A 25,241-nucleotide genomic window follows, 5' to 3' on the forward strand; every position below is an offset into this window, starting at 1 on the left:
CGCCCATTCTGCTCCTCGGGAGGGAAGCGGCTGCGGTCGCGAGGCCGTGTCGGAGCATCCCCGGCCCGTCGCCCGTCCACAAACCCCCACCCGCCACGAGAGGGGAAGATATCGTCCAGCCTCGCGCGGGGGTACGACAGCATCCGCCCCTCCCCGCGCGCTTGTCACCCGAACGTGTTCCCGTGCGCGCGCAGTACGATGCACCTATGCCCACCGAAGCCGAGGCCGAGACCGAACTGGCCGCGGTGCTGCGCTCCAAGGGCCTGCGCATGACCGCGCAGCGCCAGCTCGTGCTGGAAGCGGTCCGCTCGCTCGGGCACGCCACCCCCGAGCGGATCCACGAGCGCATCCGCGACCAGGTCGAAGGCGTGAACATCACCACGGTGTACCGCACCCTCGACCTGCTCGAAGAGCTCCAGCTCGTCTCGCACACCCACCTCTCCCACGGCGCGCCGACGTACCATCTGTCGGGCGACCGCGGCCACGCGCACCTGGTGTGCCACCGCTGCGGCCGGATCACCGAGGTCGACCCCTCCCTGTTCGCGAACGCGCGCGAGGAAGTCGCCGACACCTGCGGGTTCGTCATGGACATCGGCCACGTCGCCGTGTTCGGGACCTGCGCCGAATGCCTGGAGAAGGAACGATGACCGAGACCACCTCGTCCCCCATGCTCGACCTTCCCGGCGCCGTCGCCACCGAGAGCGGCCGCACCGCCTGGCACTACGGCGGGCCGCTCACCGAGCAGCGCAAGGCCATCGACGCCGGCGCGCTCTTCGACCGCTCCGACCGCGACCTCATCACCGTCACCGGCGCCGCGCGCATCGAGTGGCTGCACTCGCTCACCACCCAGCACCTCCAGTCCCTCAAGCCGCACGAGGGCACCGAGGCGCTGATCCTCTCCCCCACCGGCCGCGTCGAGCACCACATGAACGTCTTCGACGACGGCACCAGCACCTGGCTCGACACCGAACCCGGCCGCGGCGAGGCGCTCCTGAAGTACCTGGAACTCATGAAGTTCCGCACCGAGGTCGACATCCGCGACGAGAACGGCGAGTGGGCGCTGTTCACCTACACGTCCAAGGACGCCGACGAAGCGACCCCGGCCGTGCAGCCGGTCCCGGCCGCGAAGTTCGTGCAGCGCGAGATCCCGCTCACCCCCACCGCGGTCTACCCCGGCGACGCGCTCGACGCCACGAACGGTTGGACCCGCCGCACCGACGCCCTCGGCGTCCCCACCTTCGACCTGTGCGTGCGCCGCGAGGACATCGAGTCGTCCCTCCTCAGCGGCGATGCCGCCCCCGCCGGCACCTGGGCCTGGAACGCCCTCCGCGTCGCGGCCGGCCTGCCCGCCTTCGGGACCGACACCGACGAGAAGACCGTCCCGCACGAGGTCCACCACTGGCTCGAGCGCGCCGTCCACTTCAACAAGGGCTGCTACCGCGGCCAGGAGACCGTCGCCAAGGTCCACCACCTCGGGCAGCCGCCCCGCCGCCTCGTCATGCTCCACCTCGACGGCTCCGACGAGCACCCGCCCGCCTCCGGCACCCCGATCACCCTGGGCGACAAGCAGGTCGGCGTCATCGGCACCGCCGTGCAGCACTACGAGCTCGGCCAGATCGCGCTCGCCCTGCTCAAGCGGAACACCGCCGACGACACTGACGCGCGTCTCATCGTGGGCGATCAGGCAGCGCGCCAGTGACACTGCGGTTAGCCTCGCGGTATGAGTGCTTCCTACCGCGGCGGCCGACCCGTCGCCGAGATCGTCCGGTCCGGATTCGCCGAGAGCCTCCACCGGGGCAGCGTCGCCGTGACCGACCCGTCCGGGAACCTCCTCGCCTCGATCGGCGACACCGGTTCCGCGGTCTTCCCCCGCTCCTCCAACAAGCCCATGCAGGCCCTCGCCATGCTCCGCGCCGGCTGGGCGCCCGGCACCGAGGCCGACCTCGCCATCGCCTCCGCGAGCCACCGCGGCGAGCCGTTCCACCTCGCCCAGGTCGCCTCCGTGCTCGGCGGCGCCGGACTCGGCGAGGAGCACCTCCAGTGCCCGGCCGACCTCCCCAGCGACCCCGTCGCCCGCAACGCGGTCGTCGCCGCGGGCGGCGAGCCCCGCCGCGTCTACATGAACTGCTCCGGCAAGCACGCCGGCATGCTCGCGGCCTGCGCCGCCAACGGCTGGGACCTCGCCACCTACCGCGACCCCGAGCACCCGTTCCAGCGGCTCGTGACCACCACCGTCGAGGAGCTCACCGGCGACGCCGTCGAGACCATCGGCGTCGACGGCTGCGGCGCCCCCGTCCTCGCCGTCTCCCTCGCCGGCATCGCCCGCGCCTTCTCGCGCCTCGTCGAAGCCCCCGCCGGCTCCGACGAGCGCCGCGTCGCGGACGCCATGCGCGCCAACCCGAAACTCATCGACGGCACCCGCGGCCCCGACCACCGCATGATGACCGCCCTCCCCGGCCTGCTCGCCAAAGGCGGCGCCGAAGGCGTCCACGTGCTCGCCGCGCCCGGCGTCGGCGCGGTCGCCGTCAAGATCGACGACGGCGCCGGCCGGGCCTCCACGCCCGTCGCCCTGCGCGCCCTCATCACGACCGCCGGCCTCGCCGTCCCCGAGGACGCCAAGCCGGAGGTCGACGCGCTCATGTGGCCCGAGGTCCACGGCGGTGACCAGTCCGTCGGGCGCCTGCGCACCCTCTTGTGAGTGGCCCGTACCTCAACGGGGCCAATACCCCGTTGAAGCACCAGGTCCCCGCAAGGTAGTATCGTCGCGTCGCAAGTACTGACACTCGCGCGAGTGGCGGAATGGCAGACGCGCTGGCTTCAGGTGCCAGTGTCCGTAAGGACGTGGGGGTTCAAGTCCCCCCTCGCGCACAGATACGGCCCGGAGGTTCCGACCTCCGGGCCTTTCGCTTTCCTCTGGCCTGCCGCGAGCGGGAACACCCCGCCGACCCCGCGCGTTAGGCTCGGGGAGAGGAACCGGATCAGCATCGAGACGAGTGGGGCCACACCGAACCATGAGTGAAGCGAACAGCAAGCCGACGCCGGCCGAGCACGAGCCCGAGGACCAGCCGTTCATCGTCGACGCCTACGGCAACCCGGTGACCGCCGAGTCCGAGACCGCGGAGGTCGGCGCCGAGGACCGGTACGAGTCCGACCCGACCAAGCTCGTTCCCGAACCGGCCAAGGTCATGCGCGTCGGTTCGATGATCAAGCAGCTCCTCGAAGAGGTCCGCGCCGCCGACCTCGACGCCAAGGGCCGCCAGCGCCTGCGCGACATCCACGCCCGCTCCATCGCCGAGCTCGAGTCCGGCCTGGCCCCGGAGCTGCGCGACGAGCTCGAGCGGCTCTCGCTGCCGTTCAGCGCCGACGAGATCCCCACCGAGGCGGAGCTGCGCATCGCGCAGGCCCAGCTGGTGGGCTGGCTGGAGGGCCTGTTCCACGGCATCCAGGCGGCGCTCGTGGCGCAGCAGATGGCCGCGCGCCTGCAGCTGGACCAGATGCGTTCGGGCGAGTTGAAGGCGCTCCCCGCCGGTGAAGACCTTCCGCCGCAGCTCCGGGCCGTGATGGCCGAGCGGGCGGCGCGCGGTGACGATCGCGACCACCATCCCGGGCAGTACCTGTAGGCGCACCTCATGCCTTAGACTCGTGCCTGCCTTCCCGGCGGGGCCCGGCCGCGCCCGCGGCGGGGGCCAGAGTGGCTCGAGGGTTTCGCCCGTGCGGTTCGCGAGCCATAATTGGTCCACGGCGAAGCTTGCGAGCCGTGAATGAGCACGGCCGGCGAAGCTTGCGAGCCGTCAACGAGCACGGCCGCGGCGAAGCTTGCGACCGTGCATGAGCGCGGCCCCGACCTTCCCGCAGCCGGGGTGAGACCACTGGAGAGCTGAACACGGTGCTGTACAAGACGTTGCAATGGACGGCCGCGCCGACCATCAAGCTCATCTACAGGCCTTGGATCGACGGGAAGGAGAACATCCCGGAGGACGGTCCGGTCATCCTGGCGTCCAACCACCTCTCCGTCGCCGACCACTACTTCCTGGGTCTGACCACCAAGCGGCACATCGCGACGATGGCGAAGATCGAGTACTTCACCGGTGCGGGCCTGAAGGGCAAGCTCATCTCGTCGACGGTGAAGGCCCTCGGCCAGGTGGCCGTGGACCGCTCGGGCGGGCGCAAGAGCGCCGCGTCCCTGGAGCCCTCGCTGGAGGTGCTCGAAGAGGGCCGCGTGTTCGCGATCTTCCCCGAGGGGACGCGCTCGCCCGACGGCCGCCTGTACCGCGGCAAGCCCGGTGTGGCGCGGCTGGCGCTCACCTCAGGGGCGCCGGTGATCCCGATCGGGCTGATCGGGACGGAGAAGGTGCTGCCGATCGGCGAGTCGCGGCCGCGCGTGGCGCCGGTGGGCGTGCGCGTGGGCAAGCCGCTCGATTTCACGCGGTACAAGGGCATGGAGAACGACCGAGTGGTGATCCGGGCCGTCACCGACGAGGTGATGGACGCGATCCGCCGGTTGACCGGCCAGGAGTACGTGGACAAGTACGCCAAGCGCAACGGCGCCGGCAAAGGCGAAGGCGACGACTAAGGCCCCGTAGGGCCGGCGGTGCCCGTGGGCGTCGCCGTCCCGGTAGGGGTCGCCGTGCCCGTGGGGGTGCCGCCCGGAGTGGTCGCCGGCGTCGTCGGCGTCGCAGTGCCCAACGGCGGCGTGGCGGTTCCCGTTGGGAGCGTTGCGGTCTCGATCGGCAGGCCTTCGACGCCGCTGATCGTCACACCCCAGATCTCGACCGGCACCGGCGGCGGCCCGTCGAACTCGACGGTCTCCGTGAGGGCCGCGATCTGGTCGAGCACGTCGTAGCCGTCGACGATCCCGCCGATGACGCTGACACCCGCGGTCGGGACGGCCGCGCCGCGGATGAGCGCGAACGAACTGCCCGCCCGGCCCTTGTCGTCGGTGATGAGGGCCAGCACGTCGGCCACGTCGTTCCCGGCCATGCCCGTCTCGGCCTGGAAGCGCCAGCCCGGGCCGTACGACTCCTCGGTCTCCGGGTCGAGGCCGGGGCTGCCGCAGCGCAGGATCGCGGTCGGGTCGATCGCCTGCGTGGTGAGCCGGTCGCATTCGTGCGAGGCGTAGAACTGGGTCTGGGCGAGATGCGTGAAGGCCTGCACGCCGCACGGCGCGAGGTCGCCCCACAGGAGCACGACGATCTCCCCGTAGTTGGTCTGGACCGTGGCGAGGGAGCGCTCGGCGGGCGCGCCCGGCTCCATCGGATCGGCGCCCTGCCCGGCGTCGTCCGCTTCGGTGATGGTGCACTGCTCTGCGATGAGTTCGCCCGCCGCCCCGTCACCGCCGCCGTCGTCGCGGAAGGCCAGCCACGTGACCGCGGCGATCGAACCGGCCGTGAGCGCCACCGCGCCGAGCCCGGCGAGCCCGCGCCTCCAACTGCCGGTGCCTTCACGCTGCCAAGGGGCCGTACCGCGGTAGGGGTTCGACGCTACTGGCTCGTGGTCGGTCTCGCTTCGGTCGCGGCGGGGCTCCATGTCTGAGCATCGTACGGTGCCTCGTCTCGCGCGAGATAGGCGTATCCGACGCAGATCAGACCGTAGGAAAGCGCCACGCCGACCAGCGTCCCCGGCGCGTAACCGTTCTCTGGGACCACGAACGCGGCCGCGAACAGCCCCGCGAGATACCCCACGTTGTAGATCGTGTCGTTGACGCTGAAGACCCGCCCCCGGTACGCGTCCTCGACCCCCCGCTGGATGCTCGTGTCCACCGTGATCTTCAGACCCTGCGACGCGATGTTCACCAGCAGGACCGCGACCGCGAACATCACCGGCTTCATCGTGCCCGAGAGCGCGGCCACCACCAGCGCGCACAGCGCCATGAGGACCACGATCCAGTTCTTCGGGCCCCACACGCGCGTCGCACGCGGCGTCGCGATCGCCGCCGCGAGCACGCCCACGTTCCCCAGCACCGCCAGCACCAGCAGCCACGAGATCGTCGTGGTCCGAGTCGGATCCGACTCGACATCCCAGAAGAACCCCATGAACAGCGCGATCGCGATGATGAACACGATCCCGTACAGGAACCGGTGCAGCCCCTGCACCGCCATCACCAGCGCCGGCCCCTTGCGGCGGCCCAGGTGCTTGAACCCCTCCCACATGCCCGAGCTCGTCTGGGCGATCCCCCGCCACAACCCCGTCGCGGCGTCGTCGTCCACCGGCGGGCCCAGATCGGACCGCCGGAACGAGGCGCCGACGACGAACGCCGAGACCAGGTAGCCGCACCCGGCGGCCAGCGCCAGCATCGAGTACGAGACGCCCGAGTCCATGAGCTTCGCGATCCCCGTCGTCGCCAGGCCCAGCCCGTAGGCGAGCGCGCCCAGCGTCGAGGCCAGCGAGTTCGCGGTCACCAGGTCCTTCTCCGGCACCACCTGCGGGTGGGCCGCGCCGAGCCCGGCGAGCACGAAGCGGTTCGCGGCCAGCACGATCATCGCGCACAGCACCCACGACCAGTTGAAACCGCCGGGGAGGGTCAGGCAGATGACGATCATCAGCGCGGCCCGCACGAGGTTCGCGCCGCCGATGAGATTGCGCCGGCTGAACCGGTCCAGCACGGTGCCTACATAGGGCCCGAGCAGCGAGTACGGGCCGAGGAGGATCGCGACTCCGGCGGCGTAGCGGAACGGGTCGCTCGCTTCGCCGAGGGCCGGATTGAAGAAGACGGAGAGGGCGAGCGAGGCCTGGAACATGCCGTCGGCCGCCTGGGACGTCAGGCGCACCGCCAGCAGGTGCCGGAATCGGCGGTTGCTCGCGAGGTTCCGAACGTGCCCGTCGGTGCGCATTGTCCGAGGATAACTCCGGTGAATGCCAAGGGGGACCCATGAGGCGAAGCCTGCGAGCCGTAGACCGGCTCGAGCTGGTGGAGCACCGAACCGCAGAACGGCTCGGACCTCGCCTCCGGGTCCCCCTTGAGGGATTGCGGTGCCTTACTGGCCTGCGATGAAGTTCTCGACGGAGATGCGGGCTTCCTCGTCGGAGAACTGCTTGGCCGGCGACTTCATGAAGTAGCTGGAGGCCGATTCGACCGGGCCGCCTTGGCCGCGGTCGAGGGCGATCTTCGCCGCGCGGACCGCGTCGATGATGACGCCCGCCGAGTTCGGCGAGTCCCACACCTCGAGCTTGAGCTCGGCGTTGAGCGGCACGTCGCCGAAGGTGGTGCCCTCCAGGCGGATGTACGCCCACTTGCGGTCCGTGAGCCACGGGACGTGGTCCGACGGGCCGATGTGCACGTCCGCACCGAGCATCTCGTGGGGGATCTGCGAGGTCACGGCCTGGGTCTTGGAGATCTTCTTGCTCTTGAGGCGGGTGCGCTCGAGCATGTTCATGAAGTCCATGTTGCCGCCGAAGTTCAGCTGGTACGTGCGGTCCAGCCGCACGCCCCGGTCTTCGAACAGCTTCGCCAGCACGCGGTGCACGATGGTGGCGCCGACCTGCGACTTGATGTCGTCGCCCACGATCGGGATACCGGCATCGGTGAACTTCTTGGCCCATTCGGGGTCGGAGGCGATGAACACGGGGAGGGCGTTCACGAACGCGGCGCCCGCGTCGATCGCGGCCTGCGCGTAGAACTTCGCGGCCTGCTCGCTGCCCACCGGCAGGTAGCACACCACGACGTCCGTCTTCGCCGCCTTGAGCGCGGCGACGACGTCGACCGGCTCCTCGGAGGACTCGGTGACCATCTCGGTGTAGTACTCGCCCAAACCGTCGTGCGTCGGACCGCGCAGCACCTGCACGCCCGTGGGAGGCACGTCCGCGAACTTGATGGTGTTGTTCTCCGAGGAGAAGATCGCGCTGGCCAGGTCTTGGCCGACCTTCTTGGCATCCACGTCGAACGCGGCGACGAACTCGATGTCGCTGATGTGATAGTCGCCGAACTGCACGTGCATGAGGCCGGGCACCCGGTCCTCGGGCTTGGCGTCGCGGTAGTACTCGACGCCTTGGACCAGTGAGTTGGCGCAGTTGCCCACGCCGACAATGGCTACGCGGAGCTTACCCATCGCGCATGCCTCCTTTGCCTTGTTTATTTGGGTCACCGGCGCTCGCAGCCGGATCGGGTGTTCCCTGTTCCGTGACGGCCTGGTGCCGTCCCGGTCCGGCGAATGGCTCGCCGAAGTCGTTGCGCTGCTCGGGGCGGCGGCTCTCCTCGGAGGCGATGAGCTCGTTGAGCCAGCGCACCTCCCGCTCGGCGGTCTCCAGTCCGTGCCGCTGGAGCTCGAGCCCGTAGGCGTCGAGCCGCTCGGCGGTGCGGCTGAGGGCCTCGCGCATGCGTTCGCGCCGCTCTTCGACGCGGCGGCGGCGGGCCTCGAGGATCCGCAGTCGCGTGGCCGGGTCGGTGCGGGAGAAGAACGCGAAGTGCACGCCGAAGAGGGCCTCGTCGGCCGATTCGGGGCCGGCGTCGGCCATGAGCTGAGCGAAGTGCTCTTTGCCTTCGGGTGTGAGCCGGTAGACCTTGCGGGCCCGGCGCCCGGTGAGCAGCGGTGTCTCTGCCGCACCCTCTCGTGGGGTCTCCTCGGCGATGAGTCCGCGTTGACGCATGCGCTTGAGGGTGGGGTAGAGGGAGCCGTAGCTGAACGCGGCTCTGATGGCCCCGAGCAGGGCCAGGAGGCGTTTGCGCAGCTCGTAGCCGTGCATGGGGGTTTCGTGCAGGAGTCCCAGAATGGCCAGCTCGAGCATCGCGTCCCTCCTCTCACACGGCGATCTAACGCTTTGATGTATCGGGTCGATACATCAGCGTTAACCATAGCGGCAGGCGCAAATCACGTCAAGGCGCACGTCCGCGCCCTGTTCAGAGGGGCTTTGTTCCGATAGGCTGGCCCACCAAGCGATCTAGCAGAGTTCTCGCAGATTCAATGTGCGAAACTGCGAGACGACCGGCCACCCCCCATGCCGGGAGTAGACCTTTGCGACCGCCGGTCCGCCGGGCGCGTGTTCCCCTCGGAACGCCGCACGCCGGGTGCACCGGGCCGACCGGCAAAACCCGGAAAAATGCCCGGGTTACACAGCACGTGGATGGTTGAGCATGAGCGACTACGGTTATCGTCCCGCCCCGCCCCCTGAGGACGGCAGGCCCCAGGGCCGCGGCGGACGACCGGACGGCCGCGCCTACGGCAGTGCCAACGGCAACGGCGGCTCCGGGGACCGCCAGGGCGACTACGGCTGGGGCGGCCAGCAGCAGGGAGGCCAGGGCCAAGGTCCGGGCCAAGGCCCGGGCCAGTCCCCGCGACCGCGCCAGCAGCCGTACGGCACCCCCGCCTCGGGCAGCGCCGCGGTCGGCCGCGGCGCCGTCCCGCCGCGCGGCTCCGCCTCGGTCGGCCGCCCCACCGGCTCGGCCTCTGTGGGCGGCGCCTCCGGGAGCGCCTCGGTCGGGGGTCAGCCCGGCACGGGCCGCACCGGCCGCGCCAGCGTCGGCTCGGCCTCCGTCGGTTCGGCTTCGGTCGGCTCCGCCGCTGTGGGATCGGCCTCAGTCGGTTCGGCCTCGGTCCGGCCCGTGAGCCCGGCCGGCCCCGGCGACCGGACCGGGCGCGCCAGCGTCGCCGGCGCGCGCCGCGCCGGCAAGGGCCCGAAGGACAAGAGCGACCTCGAAGGCGGCAAGAAGAAGCGCAAGCGCCTCGGCCGCAAGATGCTCGCCGCCATGATCGCCCTCGGCGTCCTCTTCGTGACCGGTGTGACGATCGTCGGCTCCTACTTCTTCGTCACCGTGGACGACCCCAGCGACATCTCCCGCGCGGGCGAGTCGACCAGCTTCTACTTCTCGGACGGGACCCAGGCGGGCGGCTACGGCGACACACTGCGCCTGCAGGCCGAGGACGACGAGATCCCCCAGATCGTGAAGGACGCGCTCGTCGCGACCGAGGACCGCAAGTTCTACGACCACAGCGGCGTCGACTTCGCCGGCACGATGCGCGCGGTCGTCAACAACATCTCCGGCGGCGACACGCAGGGCGCCTCGACGATCACCCAGCAGTACGCGGGCATGGTCATGGCCATCCGCGACGAGATCTCCTACGACCGCAAGGCCAAGGAAGCGGCCATGGCGTTCAAGATCGAGCAGAAGTACGACAAGGACCAGATCATCTCGGCCTACCTCAACCTGGCCTGGTACGGACGCGGCGCCACCGGCGTCGAGGCCGCGGCGAAGGTCTACTTCAACAAGGGCCTCCAAGACCTGACACCGGGCGAGGCGGCCTACATCGTCATGCAGGTCAAGTCCCCCGACGGCACCTACGACCCGTACTACGGCGAGGGCAACGGGGACGTGTTCGACGCGGAGGCCACCCAGGCCCGCTGGGACTACTCGATGGACGCCATGCTCGAAGAGGGCTACATCTCCCAGGCGGAGCGCGACGCCGAGGAGCTGCCCGTACCGACCAACGACTTCAACTCCGCGGGCTCGTGGGGCGGCAACACCAACGTGGGCTTCATCATCAACGAGCTCGACGGGTACGTCTTCGACGAGCTCGAGAGCCGGTACGGCCTCACCAAGACCGAGCTGTACGGCGGCAAGGAGGAGACCGGCGGGTACTCGGTCAACCTCACGATCGACCCGACGATCCAGGACCAGCTCGCCCTCACCGGCTCGCGCGGCGACATCAAGGTCAAGAAGAACGACAAGGGCGAGTACCTCAACGAGAACGACGAGGTCGTCCAGACCATCGAAGAGGCCGAGAAGGACCTCACCGAGGAGGACTACGCCCAGTTCGAGAACGACAACGACAAGGCCGCGCTGAAGGACTACGAGGAGTACATGATGACGGCCATGGTCGCCATCGATCCCGAGACCGGCGCGATCCTCGGCTACTACGGCGGTGACAACGGCTTCGGCGTCGACAAGGCCGGACCCGAGTCGCCGCACCCGTCGTCCTCGACGTTCAAGATGATCACCGCCGCCACCGCGATCTCCGAGGGCGACTCGATCGACTCCTGGTTCAACGCGGACTCGCCGCGGAAGTTCGACAGCCTCACCGACGACGAGAGCGAGACCTGCATCGGCGGCGGCGAATGGCCGAACTGCACGCTGCGCAACGGCAGCCAGCAGAAGGACCTCGAGCTGACGCTCACCGACGCGGTGCGCGACTCGAAGAACACCCCGATGTACACGATCGCCGAGAAGTACGGCGCCGACACCATCCTGGACTACGCCGACAGGATGGGCCTGAGCATGATGAACCAGGCCCGCACGCTCGAGGACTCCTCCGGCAAGACCTGGGACGGCCGCAGCGTCAACTACCAGTTCCACGACAACGAGACCTACACGCAGTACGGCCAGGCCGTCGACGCCGCGGGCGACCCGGTCACCGACGACTCCGGCAACTGGGACCCGATGGCGCCGGTCCAGGTCGACAGCGACTGCAACCCGATCGTGAACACCGAAGGCCAGTTCCTCGTCACCGAGGACGAGAAGCCGGTGCCCTGCAAGATCGGCGACAAGGGCGACACCGACCCCTTCTACAACCACATCGCGTTCGGCCAGTACCCCACGAGCGTGCGCGACATGGCCTCCGTCTACGCCACCATCGCCAACGACGGCCTCTACAACGAGTCGCACTTCGTCGCCTCTGTCACCGACAACGAGGGCAACCCGGTCCCCGAGGTCCGCAAGCTCGAAAGCGACCAGGCCATCGACACGGAAGTCGCCCAGGACCTGCAGTGGGTCGGCTCGGAGATCGGCGGCGAGTCCGAAACCGACCAGCTCCCCCGCGACTACTTCGGCAAGACCGGCACCTGGGAGGCGACCTGCGACGACTGCGAGTCCAGCTGGAACGCCCACGCCTGGTACGTCGGCGCGATCCCGCAGCTCTCGATCGCCGCGTGGGTCGGCAACGTGACCTCCGAGTCCATGCCGATCGCCGCCCCCGGCGGCGACAAGGACAGCGTGTTCGGCTCCAACACCGCCTACCCGGTGTGGTTCAAGGCCATGGAGCGGATCCTCGATGAGACCGGGTGGGAAGAGGAGTCCTGGGCGGGCAAGGCCAACGCGGGCAACGAGACCTACTGGGACATCGAAGCCGCGGGGGCCAACGAGGGCGGTGAGTTCTGCGCCGCCAAGCCCGAGAACGAACTGTGCGCCGGCCAGCAGGAGGAAGAGGAAGAGCCGCAATGCGAGGACGGCGAAGGCGGGAACAACGGGAACGGCAACGGCAACGACCAGGAGTGCGAGACCACTCCTGAGGAGGGCACGTCGCCGACCGCGGACCCGACGGAGACCCCGAGCGAAGACGAGTGCGACGGGTTCTTCCCGCCCCCCAGCTGCGAAGAGGAGACCTCCTCGCCGCCGACGGAGGAGACCAGCTCCACTCCTGATGAGGACGGGAACCGCAACGACAACGGTTGACCTCGCGTGAACGCGACGAACCACCGATAGCGCCAGGACGGCGGCATGGGCCACAATAGGGCCCATGCCGCCGTCTTTCACTGAGCAACCGCGTTCGAACGAGCGCCCCTCGGTCGCCCCCACCCGCACCGACCGCCTCGCCCGCTTCGCCTCCGGCCTGATCGGCGGACCCTTCGGCGACCACGCCGTCGACCCGCCGCGGCGCCGCTACTGGACGCCCGTGCGGGTCGTCCTCCTCACCGGACTCGTCGCCTTCGCGATCAGCTGGCTGCAGAAGTACCCGTGCGCATCGGGCGGCTGGACCGACTGGGCCCAGTACACGAACGCCTGCTACACCGACATCCGCGCGCTGTGGGGCGCCGAGCGGCTCAACGAAGGCGCGATCCCCTACCGTGACCATCCGGTCGAATACCCGGTACTGACCGGCTGGTTCATGGGCGTCCTCGGGCAGATCGCCTTCCGCCTCGGCAACATCTTCGGCACCGACGGCGGCCCGATCTTCTACCACCTCAACGCGATCGTGCTCTTCATCTGCGGCGCCGCCGCCATCGCGATCCTGCACAGGATTCGCGAGGACAACCGCCGCACCGACCTCCCCGGCCCGAACCCGGACCCGGCGCTCGTCCACTCCCGGCCCTCGAGGCCCTGGGACGCGATGATGCTCGCCGCCGCGCCGATCGTCCTCGTCACCGCCACCGTCAACTGGGACCTGTTCGCCATCGCCCTGTCGATGCCGTTCTTCCTGTACTGGCAGCGCAGCCGCCCGATCATGGCCGGGCTGTTCCTCGGCCTCGCCGTCGCCGCGAAGTTCTACGCGCTCCTGTTCATCGGCCCGCTGCTCATCCTCGCGTTCCGCCAGCGCAAGCTCCTGCCCGCGCTGCAGGCCACCGCGACCGCCGCCGTCGTGTGGGCCGTGATCAACGCGCCCGTCGCGTACTTCTGGCGCGACTCGTGGATGCGGTTCTTCGAGCTCAACTCCGAACGCCCCGTCGACTGGGGCACCGGCTGGTACGTCCTGCGCGGCGTCACCGGCTGGGAGAAGCTCTGGGACTCCGAGTACGTCAACGACCTGTACCTGGTGCTGTTCGCCTTGTCGTGCATCGGGATCGCCCTGCTCGGGCTCTTCGCGGGCCGCAGGCCCGGCATCCCCGGCCTGCGCGGCATCGCGACCGCCGACGACCTCATGCCGCGCCTCGCGCAGCTGTGCTTCCTCGTCGTGGCCGCGTTCCTGCTCTTCGGCAAGGTCTGGTCGCAGCAGTACGTGCTGTGGCTCCTGCCGCTCGCGGTCCTCGCCCGCCCCAAGTGGGGCGCGTTCCTGCTCTGGCAGGCCGCCGAGCTGTTCTACTTCTTCTCGTTCTACGGCAAGATGCTGCAGGTCTCCGCCGACGGCGAGGACCGGGGCATCCCCGAGTTCCTGTTCCTCACCGCCGCCGCCTCACGCTGGATCATGGTCGCGGTGATGTGCGCCCTCATCGTGCAGGAGGTGCTCATCCCGCGTCTGGACTCGGTGCGAGGCCTTCGGCCGCGGCCCAGGCCCGCAGCTGCGACTCCGCCTCCTCGCGAGACATCGGACCCCGCTCCAGCCGCAGCTCCTTGAGATAGGCCCACGCCCGGCCCACCTGCGGGCCGGGCGGGAGGCCCAGGAGCTCCATGATCGCGTTGCCGTCGAGGTCCGGGCGCACCGCGCGCAGGTCCTCCTCGGCGCGGATGCGCGCGATCCGGTCCTCGAACGCGTCGTAGTCGCGGCGCAGCCGCTCGGCCTTGCGGCGGTTGCGGGTCGTGCAGTCCGACCGCACCAGCAGGTGCAGCCGGTCGAGCTGCGCCTCCGCGTCGGTCACGTACCGGCGCACGGCCGAGTCGGTCCAGCCGGCGTCGCCGTAGCCGTAGAAGCGCAGGTGCAGCGAGATGAGCAGCGAGACGGCCTGCACGTCGGCCTTCGGGAACTTCAGCTCCCGCATGCGCCTGCGCGCCAGGCGGGCCCCGGCCACATCGTGGTGGTGGAAGGTGACCCCGCCGCCTTCGGCCACATCCTTGGTCTCGGGCTTGCCGATGTCGTGCAGCAGGGCCGCGAGCCGCAGCAGCAGGTCCGGGCCGTCCTGCTCGAGCGCGATCGCGTTGCGCAGCACCTGCAGCGAATGCTCGTAGACGTCCTTGTGCTGGGCGTGCTCGTCGATCTCCATGCGCAGCGCCGGAAGCTCCGGCAGGAAATGCTCGGCCAGGCCCGTGTCGACCAGGATGCGCAGGCCCACCACCGGGTCGGGCGCCGTCAAGAGCTTCACGAACTCGTCGCGGATGCGCTCGGCGGTGATCCGGCCGAGCTCGGGCGCCATGCGCCGCATCGCGTCCAGCGTCTGGGGGTCGATCCCGAACCCCAGCTGCGCGGCGAACCGCGCCGCCCGCAGCATCCGCAGCGGGTCGTCGGCGAACGAGGACTCCGGCGACGCCGGCGTCCGGATCGTCTGCCGGGCGATGTCCGCCAGGCCCCCGAAGGGGTCCGTGAACTCGTGGCCCGGCACCGAGACCGCCATCGCGTTCACCGTGAAGTCGCGCCGCTCCAGATCGTCGACGAGGTTGTCCCCGTACCGGACGATCGGATTGCGGCTCACCCGGTCGTAGGCGTCCGCGCGGAAGGTCGTCACCTCGACCTGCTCGCCCCGGAACAACCCCCCGATCGTCCCGAAGTCCGCCCCCGTGGTCCACACCGTCGAGCAGTGCGCCCGCAGGATCGCCTCGGTCGCCTCCGGACGCGCGTCCGTCGTGAAATCGAGGTCGCTCACGCTCCGGCGCAGCACCGCGTCCCGGACCGGGCCGCCGACCAGATGCAGCTCGAAGCCGCCGTCCGCGAACACCCGACCCAGTTCATCGGCTATGGGCGGGACCGTGATTTCCTTACCGCTACTGTTGTCAGACATCGCCGGGCAAGCTTAGCGGAGAGTGCGAGAATGGCCGAACCTAGCGCGAGACCGGGCCCCGGGCACTCGCCGACTGGGCCCGTCCGAGGACCCCATGGCAACCCTCACGGCAACCCCCCGAACGCGTACCCCCCGCCGGGACCCCAGACCGGCAACGGCTACACCCCCATCGGCGCCCCGGTCCCCCAACCGGCCGCACCGAGGCCCCAGGGCAAGAACGTCGTCCGCTCCAGCCTCCTCATGGGCGCGGGCTCCCTCGTCTCCCGGGTGACCGGGTTCGGCCGCACCGTCGTCATCTCCGCCGCGATCGGCGCCGGCCTCCTCGGCAACTCCTACACGACCGCGCAGTACTTCCCCCAGATGGTCTACGAGCTCGTCCTCGGCGGCGTGTTCGCGAGCATCATCATGCCGCTGTTCGTGAAAGCCCACAAGAACGACCCCGACGGCGGCGACGCCTTCGCCCAGCGCCTCCTCACCCTCGCCGCCCTCGTCCTCGGCGGCGCCGCGATCCTCGTCACCGCCTGCGCCCCGATCATCTCCCTGTTCATGGCGAGCCCGGACCAGCGCGACCTCGTCACCGAGTTCTCCTACTACATGCTCCCGGCCCTGCTCCTGTACGGGCTGTTCGCGATCCTCTCCGGCGTCCTCAACTCCCGCGAGCACTTCGGCGCCCCCATGTGGGTGCCGATCATCAACAACCTCGTCGTCATCACCGTCGGCGCGGTCTTCTACGTGGTCTACACGCGCGACGCCGTGCCCGATGCGGACGGCGCCCTCTTCAACAGCGCCGACCAGGTCACCACCGGCATGATCGTGCTCCTCGGCGCGGGCACCACCGCCGGCGTCCTCATCCAGGTGCTGTGCCTCGCCCCGGCCCTGCGCAAGGCCGGGTTCCACTGGCGGCTGCGCTTCGACTTCAAGCGGCTGCCCCTGGGCGACATCCGCCGCCTCGCCGCATGGACGCTCCTGTTCGTGGCCGCCAACCAGATCGCGGTCATGGCCGTCATCAAGGTCGCCAACCTCGCGAGCGACCCGGACCGCCTTCCCGAGGGCTCCCCGTTCGTGCCCGGCGTCACGGTCTACAACAACGCGTACCTGATGATGATGATGGCCCACGGCATCGTCGCGGTCTCCGTCATCACCGCGCTCATGCCGCGGATGACCCGCGCCGCCGACGACCGCCGCTGGCCCGAGCTGGCCGACCACCTCTCCAGCGGCATCCGCCTCGCCTCGTTCCTGCTGGTGCCCATCGCGGCCGCGTTCATCGCGCTCCACGAGCCGATCGGCCTGATGATCTTCCAGTGGGGCGCGTACACGCCCGCCGAGGCCCTCGCCACCGGGCAGGTGCTGCTCATGGCGGGGATCGTGCTGCTGCCGTTCTCGATCAGCCAGCTGCAGATCTACGCGTTCTACGCGCAGACGGACACCCGCACGGTGGCCATGTTCAACCTGCCGGTGATCGCGATCCGCATCGGCGGGTACCTCCTGGCCTTCGCGTTCCTGCCCGCCCAGTGGGTCGTGGTCGGTCTGTTCGCCTCCAACGGCGTCTCCTACCTGGTGAGCCTGCTCCTTTCGATGAGCTTGCTGCGCAAGCGGATCGGCCTGCTCGACATGCGCAAGACCGCGAACGGCCTGGTCCGCACGGGTGCGGCGGCCGCGATCGCGGGCGCGGTCGCGTACGGCGGGTGGCTGCTGTGGCCCGAGCTGCCGGCCGACGGCGGCATGGCGAAGCTGGGCCAGTTCGCCTCCTCGATCGTCCTCGGACTGCTCCTGCTGGGCGTGTACTTCGCGGCCTGCCTGGTATTCCGCGTCACTGAGACGGCGTCGCTCCAGGCAACGGTGCGCGCAAAGCTGCGACGATGAGGCAAGTACGATCCATACGTGCACTCTGGCCGGATCCCGCAGAGCCACTTGGACCGCACCATGACCGAACCGGCCCACAAAGGCCCCGGCCGGGACCCCCTCGCGGGGTCGCGTTGAGAGGGGAGGACCCCGCATCATGACCACCGCCGAAGTGCCGTCCGTGGGCGATCTGCTCGCCGAGCGGTACCGCCTCGAAGAGCACGTCGGAGGCGCGAACGGCTACCGCCAGCTGTGGCGGGGCGTCGACGTCCTGCTCCACCGCTCCGTAGCGGTCGTGCTCCGCTCCCCCGGCGGCGAAGACGCCGCCCCCACCATGACCGCCGCCGTCGCCGCCTCGCGCGCGCACGTCGACTCGATGGTCGACGTGTACGACGCCGTCGACGAGGGGCGCTTCGCGTACGTCGTGCGCGAATGGGTCAACGGCTCCTCGCTGCGCGGCGTCCTCGAGAAGCACCACCTCGATCCCGCGCACGCCCTCGAACTGGTCGCCTCCGTCGCCGACGCGGTCGCCGCCCTCCACGAAGGCGGCGTCACCCACGCGGACCTGCACCCGGGCACGATCCTCCTCTCCGAGGACGACCGCGTCATGGTCACCGAGCCGCGCAACGAACCCGGCAACACCCCGGTCGAGGACGTGCGGGCCCTCGGCGCGACGCTCTACGCCTGCCTCACCGGGACATGGCCGCGAGTCGTCCCCGCGGAGAACACCGGCCTCCCCGACGCCGCGACCGACGAGTGGGGCCGCGTCCTCGACGTCGACAAGGTCGTCCCCGGCCTTCCCGCGGCGATCGCCAAACTCACCGCCGACCTGCTCGACCACTCGCAGACGCCGCCGTCCGCGGCCGAACTCGCGGTCGACCTGCGCCGCCTCGCCGAGACCGGCGGGGCCGAACCGGCCGCCGCGGCCGCGACGCCCACCAGCGTCCTCGGCGCGATCAGCCTCGGCCGCCGCAGCAGCGGCGGCGGGTCGGCCGACGCGCCTCCCGCCGGGATGAAGCGGCTCGCGGTGGTCGCGGCCGTCATCGCCGCGGTCATCTTCGCGGGCGTGGTCACCAGCGCCGTCGTCTTCGGCGGCGACGACGACCCCGTGGGCGCCGAGGACCGGGTCACCGGCGAGGACACCGGGGCCGACACCTCCGACGCCGCGGAGGAGTCCCCGGACGCCGCCGCGCCCACCGAGGTCGCGCTCACGGGCGACTCGGTCCGCGTGGTCGACCCGCCGGACGGGGACCGCGACCAGACCGAGGGCGTCGAGAACGTCATCGACGACAACGCCTCCACCGGCTGGACCACGAACACGTACCGCGGCGACGCCAACTTCGGGAACCTCAAGCCGGGCATGGGCATCCTCATCGACCTCGGCGAAGAGCAGGAGGTCGCGTCCGTGCGGGTCCAGATGACCAGCGCCGGCGCCACCGTGGGCCTGCTCGGCGGCGCCGAGGACCCCGGTGACTCCAGCGACGGCGACCAGGCCATCGTGGACGACTTCGCCGTCCTGGCCGAACAGGTCCCGGACGCGGACACCAACATCGAGCTGAAGGCCAGCGGCGAGAAGGTCCGCTACATCGTCGTGTGGGTGACCGAGCTGCCGCAGGTCTCCGACGGCTACAAGATCACCATCAGCGACATCAACGTCTTCGTCCGGTAGCGGGACCGGTCATGCCCGCCCCTCTCCCGCCAGGCCGGGGCCCGGTCGGACCGGGCCCCGCCCCCGACCTGGGCGGCGCGACCGACGCCGACCTGCTGCGCCGCCATGTGGGCGGCGAGCGGGAGGCGTTCGGCGAGCTGTTCCGCCGCCACCGCGGGCGGCTGTGGGCGGTCGCGGTGCGCACCCTGGGCGATCCGGAGGACGCCGCCGAGGCGGTGCAGGACGCGATGATCAAGGCCTACCAGGGCGCCGGGGGCTTCCGCGGCGGCTCCGCGGTGACCACCTGGCTGCACCGCATCGTGGTGAACGCCTGCCTCGACCGCATCCGCGCTTCAGGGCGGCGCCCCACGGTGCCGCTCGCCGACGACGACGCGCTCGCGCTGCCGGCCACGGACGCGGCCCAGGACCCGGCGCAGGCCGGGCTCCGGCTGGCCGTGCACCGGGCGCTCGCGGAGCTGCCGTTCGACCAGCGGGCGGTGCTCGTCTACGTCGACATGCTCGGCTACCCGGTCGAGGAGGTCGCCGCGATCCTCAAGGTGCGGCCCGGAACCGTGAAGTCGCGGGCGTCACGGGCGCGCAAGCGCCTGGCCGCGCGGCTCCCCGAGTTCGATCCCGCGACCGGTCACAGCGCCTTGGACGGCGTGCGCGACGACACGCCCCCCGGCGGCGGTGCCGCCGCCGCGACGGGGAACCCGCCGCGGCAGCAGGGCGTCGAACCAGGAGCGACGTACCAGACCGGTCGAGAGGAGGGGAACCTGTGAGCCCGCAGCGCCCGAACGACGCCCAGAGCGCCGAGGCCGACGTCAGCCGCATCCTGTGGCAGGCGTCCAGCGGCTACGGCGACCTTCCCGAGGAGGTCGGGGACCGCCTCGACCGCGTCCTCGACTCCCTCCCCGCGGCCGACACGCTGCACGCCGGCGGGAGCGCGGGCACGCGCGAGACCTGGGCCGACCGCTGGGCGGAACGCCTGCGGCCCAAGCGGGTCCGGTACGCGATCGCCAGTGCGGCGGCGGCCGTGCTGGTCACCGTCGGCGGCGTCGCGACCGCGATCCAGTTCACGACCGGCGCGAACCAGGACGGCGGCGCGTCCTCCGCCGAGGTCCTCGCCGAGGACCAGCACGACCGGAACGACGAAGAGGGCGCGCCCGGCGCGGCGGAGTCGCCGCTCGAGACCGAGGCGAGCCAGAACGAGTCCGGTGAGGACGAGGCCGGCGTCAGCGGCCTCGGTGAGATCGCGACGTACGCGAGCGGCAGCAACCACAGCCAGAGCACCGACCTGATCGCGGTCATGCACGAGCTCGCCGCCGGCAGTTTCACAGGCGAGGTCCCCCCCGAGCTGGCCGAACTGGCCGCGGGCGGCGACTTCTGGGACCACTGCGAAGAGGCCATCGCCACGCACTACCCCGGCCTGCTCGTGGCGGTCGACTTCGCCCGCTACGACTCGAAGCCGGCGATCATGGTGCTCGTGGCCGGCGACGACGGCGACGTCGCGGTGGCCCTGACCCCGGCCTGCGCGGACGGCGTCATCGAACCGCTCGCCGAGCAGCCCTGAGCGGCGCCGCTCCGGCGGCGTCGCCCTGACGTCCGGGCGCTGATTCGGGCACCGCCGCCGCCCTGTTCGCGGCCGGCGGACGGGTGAGGTTCCCCACCATCGGGATATTCGCCTGTCACAAGCCCGCCACAGCTCCCGGGGGCGGAATTTCGGGTCAATAAGATGGCGTTGAAGCAGTCAGTTCAGGGAGCCGTCCCTGGAGCGCCGAACCATCCACAGGAGCGAACCCGGTGAGCGAAATCCGCGACGTCATCATCATCGGCTCGGGCCCCGCCGGCTACACCGCCGCGCTGTACACCGCCCGCGCCGATCTGCACCCGCTCGTGTTCGAGGGCTTCCAGTTCGGCGGCGCGCTCATGCAGACCACCGAGGTCGAGAACTACCCCGGCTTCCCCGAGGGCATCATGGGCCCCGAGCTCATGGACTCCTGGCGCAAGCAGGCCGAGCGCTTCGGCGCCGAGCTCGTCTCGGACGACGTCACCCGCGTCGACCTCTCCGGCGACATCAAGAAGGTCTGGGTCGAGGACCGCGAGTACCAGGCCAAGGCCGTGATCCTCGCGACCGGTTCGGCGTTCCGCCCGCTCAACGTGCCCGGCGAGAACGAGCTCATGGGACGCGGCGTCTCGGCATGCGCCACCTGCGACGGCTTCTTCTTCCGCGACCAGCACATCGCGGTGGTCGGCGGCGGCGACACGGCGATGGAGGAGGCCACGTTCCTCACCAAGTTCGCCGCGAAGGTCACCATCGTGCACCGCCGCGACGAGTTCCGCGCCTCCAAGGTGATGGCCGAGCGCGCTTTGGCCAACCCGAAGATCGAGGTCGCCTGGAACTCCGCGGTCACCCAGGTGAACGGCACCGACGGCAAGGTCTCGAGCGTCGACCTGGTCGACACCGTGACCGGCGAGGCCCGGGTCCTGCCCGCGACGGGCCTGTTCATCGCGATCGGCCACGACCCGCGCTCGGAGCTGTTCAAGGGCCAGGTCGAGCTCGACGAGTCCGGCTACGTGAAGGTGGCCGCCCCTTCGACGAAGACCAACCTGACGGGCGTGTTCGCCGCGGGCGACCTCGTCGACCACACCTACCAGCAGGCGGTCACGGCCGCCGGCACCGGTTGCGCGGCCGCGCTCGACGCCGAGCGCTACCTCACCGCGCTGAACGACTGACCCACCGCTCTCTCATCGACACACAGGAGGATGCCCATGGGCGCCATCAAAGCAGTTAACGGCCAGGCCGAGTTCCAGGCTGAGGTGCTGGAGGCCGACAAGCCGGTGCTCGTCGACTTCTGGGCCGAATGGTGCGGGCCTTGCAAGAAGGTCGCCCCCGTCCTCGAGGAGCTGGCGGCGGAGACCGACGCGTTCGAGATCCGCAAGCTCGACACGGACGCGAACCCCGAGATCACCCGCGAGTACCAGGTCATGAGCGTCCCGACGATGATCCTGTTCGAGGGCGGCAAGCCCGCCAAGCAGCTCATCGGCGCGCAGCCCAAGGCCGCCATCCGCAAGTTCCTGGGCCAGTAGCCCGGTAGTGCGAGGGGCGCGGCGCCGATGGCGCCGCGCCCCTTGCCATGTCATCGGGTGTCAGTCGAAGGGTTCGCCGCCGCGCTGCGTCCCGGGGCGGTCGATCCGGGAGCGGCCGCCGGTCGTCGGCTCGCCGAAGAACTGCTCCAGCTCGATGTCGTCGAGTTTGAACCACTCCACCGAGTCGGTGAACACCGACGACTCCTCCGCTTCGACGCTCCGGTCGATCGCCGAGCGCAGTTCGAGGCGCAGCCGCGGGTAGCGCGGGTCGCTGCGCACGGTCTTGAAGCCCACCGAGCGGTAGAAGTCCGCCGGGACCAGGCACGCGCGGGCCTCACCGCGGGCGTCGCCGAACGTCTCGATCGCGTAGATCCCCCGCCGCGCCACGTCGGCCGCGACGGTCTGCACGAGCTGGCGGCCCAGGCCCGTGCCCGCATAGGTGGGGTGCACGAACGCGGTCATCAGGAGCGCCGCGTCCGGCGAGACCGGCCCTGAGGGGAACTCCATCGAGCGCGGCACGAACTTCGGCGACGCGTAGGTGACGTACCCGGCCACGTCGTCGCCCTCGTAGGCGATCCGGCCGCACCCGCCCCACTCGAGCAGCGTGTGCGACAGCCACGCCTCCTTTTCGAGGGCGGGTTCGCCGACGTCGCGGGCGGCCTCCGCGCACAGGGGTGAGAGCTCCCAGAACACGCAGGCGCGGCAACGCCCCGGAATCGCTTCCAGGGAGTCGAGTGTGAGGTTGACCATGCGCCTGTGCACCCGTCCACACTACGTCGTCCGAGCGTCCACATGACGGAAAACACGCGGGGCCTTCGCTCTGCGTGCTAGTAGAGTGGGTCGATCACGTGCCAGGTCCCGTACGCTGGTCGGAACAGCGTTTCGGCCCCCGCGGGTCAACCGCGGACGGTGGCCGGACGTGTCCATACGAGATCCCGCGCGAGCGGGCGCCGTCCGAGACTTCACTCTTGAGCGACACCGCCGCACCGACCCGCGACCACGGATCGCGGGCAACGAGGACCATCAGAGGAGGTCTCCGCGTGTCCGGTACAACACTCGACGATTACACCGGTCGCTACGCATCCCGGGTTCACGGGATGGCACAGTCGGAGATCCGCGCACTGTTCTCGGTCGCATCGCGCCCTGAGGTCGTCTCCCTCGCCGGAGGGAACCCGTACACGGCCGCACTTCCCATGGACGAGCTCGGCGAGATGTTCACCCGCCTCCTCTCCCAGGTCGGCGCCGAAGCGCTCGGCTACTGCCCCGGGCAGGGCAGCGTCGCGCTCCGCGAGGCGCTCTGCGGGGTCCTGGAGCTCTCGGGCATCCGCGCCTCGGCCGACGACCTCGTCCTCACCACGGGCGCCCAGCAGGGCCTCGACCTGCTCGCCCGCACCTTCCTCGACCCGGGCGACATCGTCCTCGCCGAGGGCCCGACCTACGTCGGCGCGCTCGGGGCCTTCCAGGCCGCGCAGGCCGACGTCCGGCACCTGCCGATGGACGACGACGGGCTCATCCCCGCCGGCCTCGAAGAGGGCATCGCCGCGCTCGCCCGCGAAGGGCGCCAGGCGAAGTTCCTGTACACGATCCCGACGTACCAGAATCCGGCCGGCGTCACCCTCACCGAGGAGCGGCGCGAGGAGATCCTTCGGATCGCCGAGCGGCACGGCCTCCTCGTCATCGAGGACGACCCGTACTCGATGATCAACTTCGAGGGCGCCCCGCCCGCGCCGCTGCGCGCCCGCGCCGAACGCGGCGTCATCTACCTCGGCACGGTCTCCAAGATCTTCGCGGCGGGCCTGCGCCTCGGCTGGGTCCTCGCCCCGCCCGCGGTGCGCGACAAGCTGCTGCTGGCGATCGAGGCCTCGATCCTGTGCCCGTCCGGGCTCACCCAGGAGGCCACGCTCCGCTTCCTCACCGAGATGGAGTGGCGCCAGCAGGTCAAGGTCTTCAACACGCTGTACCGGGAGCGGCGCGACGCGCTGCTCGGCGCGCTCGGCGACTACATGCCCGAGGGCATGACCTGGACGCGGCCGGGCGGCGGCCTGTTCATCTGGGCCACGCTGCCCGAAGGGCTCGACTCGAAGGCGATGCTGCCGCGGGCGCTGCAAGAGCGCGTGGCGTACGTCCCGGGCACCGGTTTCTACGCTGACGGCAACGGCCGCAGGGAGATGCGCTTGAACTTCTCGACCCAGACCTCCGAGACCATCCGCGAGGGCGTGCGACGCCTCGCCGGGGTGGTCGCCGGCGACATCGACCTGCGCGACACCTTCGCCGGAGGCGCCGCATGAAGGAGAGCGCCGCAGCCTCGGACATCCGGGTCCTCATCCTCGCCGGAGGCATGTCGTACGAGCACGAGGTCTCGCTGAAGTCGGGCCGCCGGGCGGCCGACGCCCTGCAGCGCCAGGGCTTCGTCTGCGATGTGCGGGACCTCGACGGCGAGCTGCTGCCCGCCCTCCAGGAGTTCCCGCCCGACGTGGTGCTGCCGCTCGTGCACGGCTCCCCGGGCGAGGACGGCTCGCTGCAGGCGGTGCTGGAGCTCTCGGGCATTCCGATCGTGGGCACCGGCTCGGTCGGCGCGCGCCGCGCGTGGAACAAGATCACGGCCAAGGACCTGCTCCGCACGGCCGGGATTCCGACCCCGGACTGGACCGTCATGCCGCGCCAGGCGTTCTCGGACTTCGGGGCGCGCAAGCTCCTCGACCGGATCGCCGCGAAGATGGGCCTGCCGCTGGTCGTCAAGCCCAACTCGGGCGGTTCGGGCCTCGGCGTGCACGCGGTGCACAAGGAGGACGACTTCCCGTCGGCGATGATGGGCTGCTTCTCCTACAGCGACGAAGCGCTGATCGAGACGTTCATCGAGGGCCGGGACATCGCGGTCGGCGTGATCGACCTCGGCGAGGGCCCCACGGCCCTGCCGCCGGTGGAGATTGCGCCGCTGCAAGGCGACTACGACTACGCCGCGCGGTACAACCCGGGCGTGACCCGGTGGACCGTGCCGGCCGACATGAGCGAGCCGGTGGCCGACCGTGTGGCGGAGCTCGCGGTCCAGGTCCACCGGACCCTCGGGCTCGGGGACATGTCCCGCATCGACATGATCGTGGACGACGCGGGCGGCATCCAGGTGCTCGAGGCGAACGTCGCCCCCGGCACCACCGAGACCTCGCTCCTGCCGATGGCGATCAAGGCCGCCGACCGCGACTTCGGGGAAACGCTGGCGACCATGGTCCGCCAAGCGCTCGCCCGCTCCTAGGGCTCAAGAACGACGCGAGGGTGTCGATGTTTCACGTGAAACATCGACACCCTCAAGTCGTTGCCGCTGCAAAGCGTCGCGCCGCTTCCAAAGAGACCAAATCCTGAAATTCCGGATTTA

21 protein-coding genes and 1 tRNA gene are annotated in these 25,241 nt (G+C 70.5%); 16 read left to right on the top strand and 6 right to left on the bottom strand.

The window, feature by feature from the left end; all coding sequences use genetic code 11:
* The first annotated feature begins 206 nt into the window (after nucleotides 1-206).
* From QWI33_RS19640 to QWI33_RS19665, 6 genes are all read left to right on the top strand, one after another.
* Nucleotides 207-647, top strand: a complete 441-nt coding sequence (locus QWI33_RS19640; protein ID WP_289958850.1) for a Fur family transcriptional regulator — start codon at nucleotides 207-209, stop codon at nucleotides 645-647.
* Nucleotides 644-1,699, top strand: coding sequence for a CAF17-like 4Fe-4S cluster assembly/insertion protein YgfZ (ygfZ, locus tag QWI33_RS19645; RefSeq protein ID WP_289958851.1), 1,056 nt, complete (start codon nucleotides 644-646; stop codon nucleotides 1,697-1,699). The genes QWI33_RS19640 and ygfZ overlap by 4 nt, the downstream gene beginning before the upstream one ends.
* Nucleotides 1,700-1,720: 21 nt before the next feature.
* Complete coding sequence (locus tag QWI33_RS19650; RefSeq protein WP_289958852.1) at nucleotides 1,721-2,698, top strand: asparaginase; 978 nt, start codon at nucleotides 1,721-1,723, stop codon at nucleotides 2,696-2,698.
* Nucleotides 2,699-2,785: 87 nt separating this feature from the next.
* A tRNA-Leu gene (locus tag QWI33_RS19655) sits at nucleotides 2,786-2,868 on the top strand.
* A gap of 143 nt (nucleotides 2,869-3,011) precedes the next feature.
* Entirely contained in the window at nucleotides 3,012-3,620 is a 609-nt protein-coding gene (locus QWI33_RS19660) for a bacterial proteasome activator family protein (protein ID WP_289958853.1), read from the top strand.
* Between the two features lie 266 nt (nucleotides 3,621-3,886).
* Nucleotides 3,887-4,573 (top strand): lysophospholipid acyltransferase family protein, encoded by a 687-nt coding sequence (locus tag QWI33_RS19665; RefSeq protein ID WP_289958854.1) that lies wholly within the window; start codon nucleotides 3,887-3,889, stop codon nucleotides 4,571-4,573.
* On the opposite strand, the gene QWI33_RS19670 is transcribed toward QWI33_RS19665, so the two are convergent.
* The 4 genes from QWI33_RS19670 to QWI33_RS19685 form a co-directional block, all read right to left on the bottom strand.
* On the bottom strand, nucleotides 4,570-5,526 hold the full coding sequence (locus tag QWI33_RS19670; RefSeq protein WP_289958855.1) for a peptidylprolyl isomerase: 957 nt from the start codon (nucleotides 5,524-5,526) through the stop codon (nucleotides 4,570-4,572). The genes QWI33_RS19665 and QWI33_RS19670 overlap by 4 nt on opposite strands.
* Nucleotides 5,481-6,830 (bottom strand): MFS transporter, encoded by a 1,350-nt coding sequence (locus QWI33_RS19675; protein ID WP_289958856.1) that lies wholly within the window; start codon nucleotides 6,828-6,830, stop codon nucleotides 5,481-5,483. Before QWI33_RS19675 ends, QWI33_RS19670 begins: the two co-directional genes overlap by 46 nt.
* Nucleotides 6,831-6,974: 144 nt before the next feature.
* Nucleotides 6,975-8,045, bottom strand: coding sequence for an inositol-3-phosphate synthase (locus tag QWI33_RS19680; protein WP_289958857.1), 1,071 nt, complete (start codon nucleotides 8,043-8,045; stop codon nucleotides 6,975-6,977).
* Nucleotides 8,038-8,721, bottom strand: a complete 684-nt coding sequence (locus QWI33_RS19685) for a PadR family transcriptional regulator (protein WP_289958858.1) — start codon at nucleotides 8,719-8,721, stop codon at nucleotides 8,038-8,040. The genes QWI33_RS19680 and QWI33_RS19685 overlap by 8 nt, the downstream gene beginning before the upstream one ends.
* A gap of 346 nt (nucleotides 8,722-9,067) precedes the next feature.
* Here QWI33_RS19685 and QWI33_RS19690 point away from each other — a divergent pair, with 346 nt between their 5' ends.
* Complete coding sequence (locus QWI33_RS19690; RefSeq protein ID WP_289958859.1) at nucleotides 9,068-12,379, top strand: transglycosylase domain-containing protein; 3,312 nt, start codon at nucleotides 9,068-9,070, stop codon at nucleotides 12,377-12,379.
* Between the two features lie 64 nt (nucleotides 12,380-12,443).
* On the top strand, nucleotides 12,444-13,976 hold the full coding sequence (locus QWI33_RS19695) for a glycosyltransferase family 87 protein (RefSeq protein WP_289958860.1): 1,533 nt from the start codon (nucleotides 12,444-12,446) through the stop codon (nucleotides 13,974-13,976).
* On the opposite strand, the gene QWI33_RS19700 is transcribed toward QWI33_RS19695, so the two are convergent.
* Nucleotides 13,867-15,291, bottom strand: coding sequence for a CCA tRNA nucleotidyltransferase (locus QWI33_RS19700; RefSeq protein ID WP_289958861.1), 1,425 nt, complete (start codon nucleotides 15,289-15,291; stop codon nucleotides 13,867-13,869). The genes QWI33_RS19695 and QWI33_RS19700 overlap by 110 nt on opposite strands.
* 30 nt (nucleotides 15,292-15,321) lie before the next feature.
* On the opposite strand from QWI33_RS19700, the gene murJ reads away from it, so the two are divergent.
* The 6 genes from murJ (at nucleotide 15,322) to trxA (ending at nucleotide 21,871) form a co-directional block, all read left to right on the top strand.
* Nucleotides 15,322-17,154, top strand: a complete 1,833-nt coding sequence (murJ, locus tag QWI33_RS19705) for a murein biosynthesis integral membrane protein MurJ (RefSeq protein ID WP_289958862.1) — start codon at nucleotides 15,322-15,324, stop codon at nucleotides 17,152-17,154.
* A 136-nt stretch (nucleotides 17,155-17,290) separates the two neighbouring features.
* Nucleotides 17,291-18,802: a protein kinase family protein gene (locus tag QWI33_RS19710; RefSeq protein WP_289958863.1), complete on the top strand. Its 1,512-nt coding sequence runs from the start codon at nucleotides 17,291-17,293 to the stop codon at nucleotides 18,800-18,802.
* Between the two features lie 11 nt (nucleotides 18,803-18,813).
* Nucleotides 18,814-19,563 carry an RNA polymerase sigma factor SigM gene (sigM, locus tag QWI33_RS19715; protein ID WP_289958864.1) on the top strand — a complete coding sequence of 250 codons (750 nt, stop codon included), beginning with the start codon at nucleotides 18,814-18,816 and terminating at the stop codon, nucleotides 19,561-19,563.
* Nucleotides 19,560-20,354: a hypothetical protein gene (locus QWI33_RS19720; RefSeq protein WP_289958865.1), complete on the top strand. Its 795-nt coding sequence runs from the start codon at nucleotides 19,560-19,562 to the stop codon at nucleotides 20,352-20,354. Before sigM ends, QWI33_RS19720 begins: the two co-directional genes overlap by 4 nt.
* A 230-nt stretch (nucleotides 20,355-20,584) precedes the next feature.
* Nucleotides 20,585-21,517, top strand: a complete 933-nt coding sequence (gene trxB, locus QWI33_RS19725) for a thioredoxin-disulfide reductase (protein WP_289958866.1) — start codon at nucleotides 20,585-20,587, stop codon at nucleotides 21,515-21,517.
* A 36-nt stretch (nucleotides 21,518-21,553) separates the two neighbouring features.
* On the top strand, nucleotides 21,554-21,871 hold the full coding sequence (gene trxA / locus QWI33_RS19730; protein ID WP_289958867.1) for a thioredoxin: 318 nt from the start codon (nucleotides 21,554-21,556) through the stop codon (nucleotides 21,869-21,871).
* 60 nt (nucleotides 21,872-21,931) lie between these two features.
* Here trxA and QWI33_RS19735 read toward each other — a convergent pair whose 3' ends face one another.
* Entirely contained in the window at nucleotides 21,932-22,633 is a 702-nt protein-coding gene (locus QWI33_RS19735) for a GNAT family N-acetyltransferase (protein ID WP_353895520.1), read from the bottom strand.
* Nucleotides 22,634-22,911: 278 nt separating this feature from the next.
* On the opposite strand from QWI33_RS19735, the gene QWI33_RS19740 reads away from it, so the two are divergent.
* Both QWI33_RS19740 and QWI33_RS19745 read left to right on the top strand, forming a co-directional pair.
* Complete coding sequence (locus QWI33_RS19740) at nucleotides 22,912-24,159, top strand: aminotransferase-like domain-containing protein (protein WP_353895521.1); 1,248 nt, start codon at nucleotides 22,912-22,914, stop codon at nucleotides 24,157-24,159.
* Nucleotides 24,156-25,121 (top strand): D-alanine--D-alanine ligase family protein, encoded by a 966-nt coding sequence (locus QWI33_RS19745; RefSeq protein ID WP_289958870.1) that lies wholly within the window; start codon nucleotides 24,156-24,158, stop codon nucleotides 25,119-25,121. The genes QWI33_RS19740 and QWI33_RS19745 overlap by 4 nt, the downstream gene beginning before the upstream one ends.
* Nucleotides 25,122-25,241 lie beyond the last annotated feature (120 nt).

This window comes from Glycomyces tritici (genome assembly GCF_030403505.1).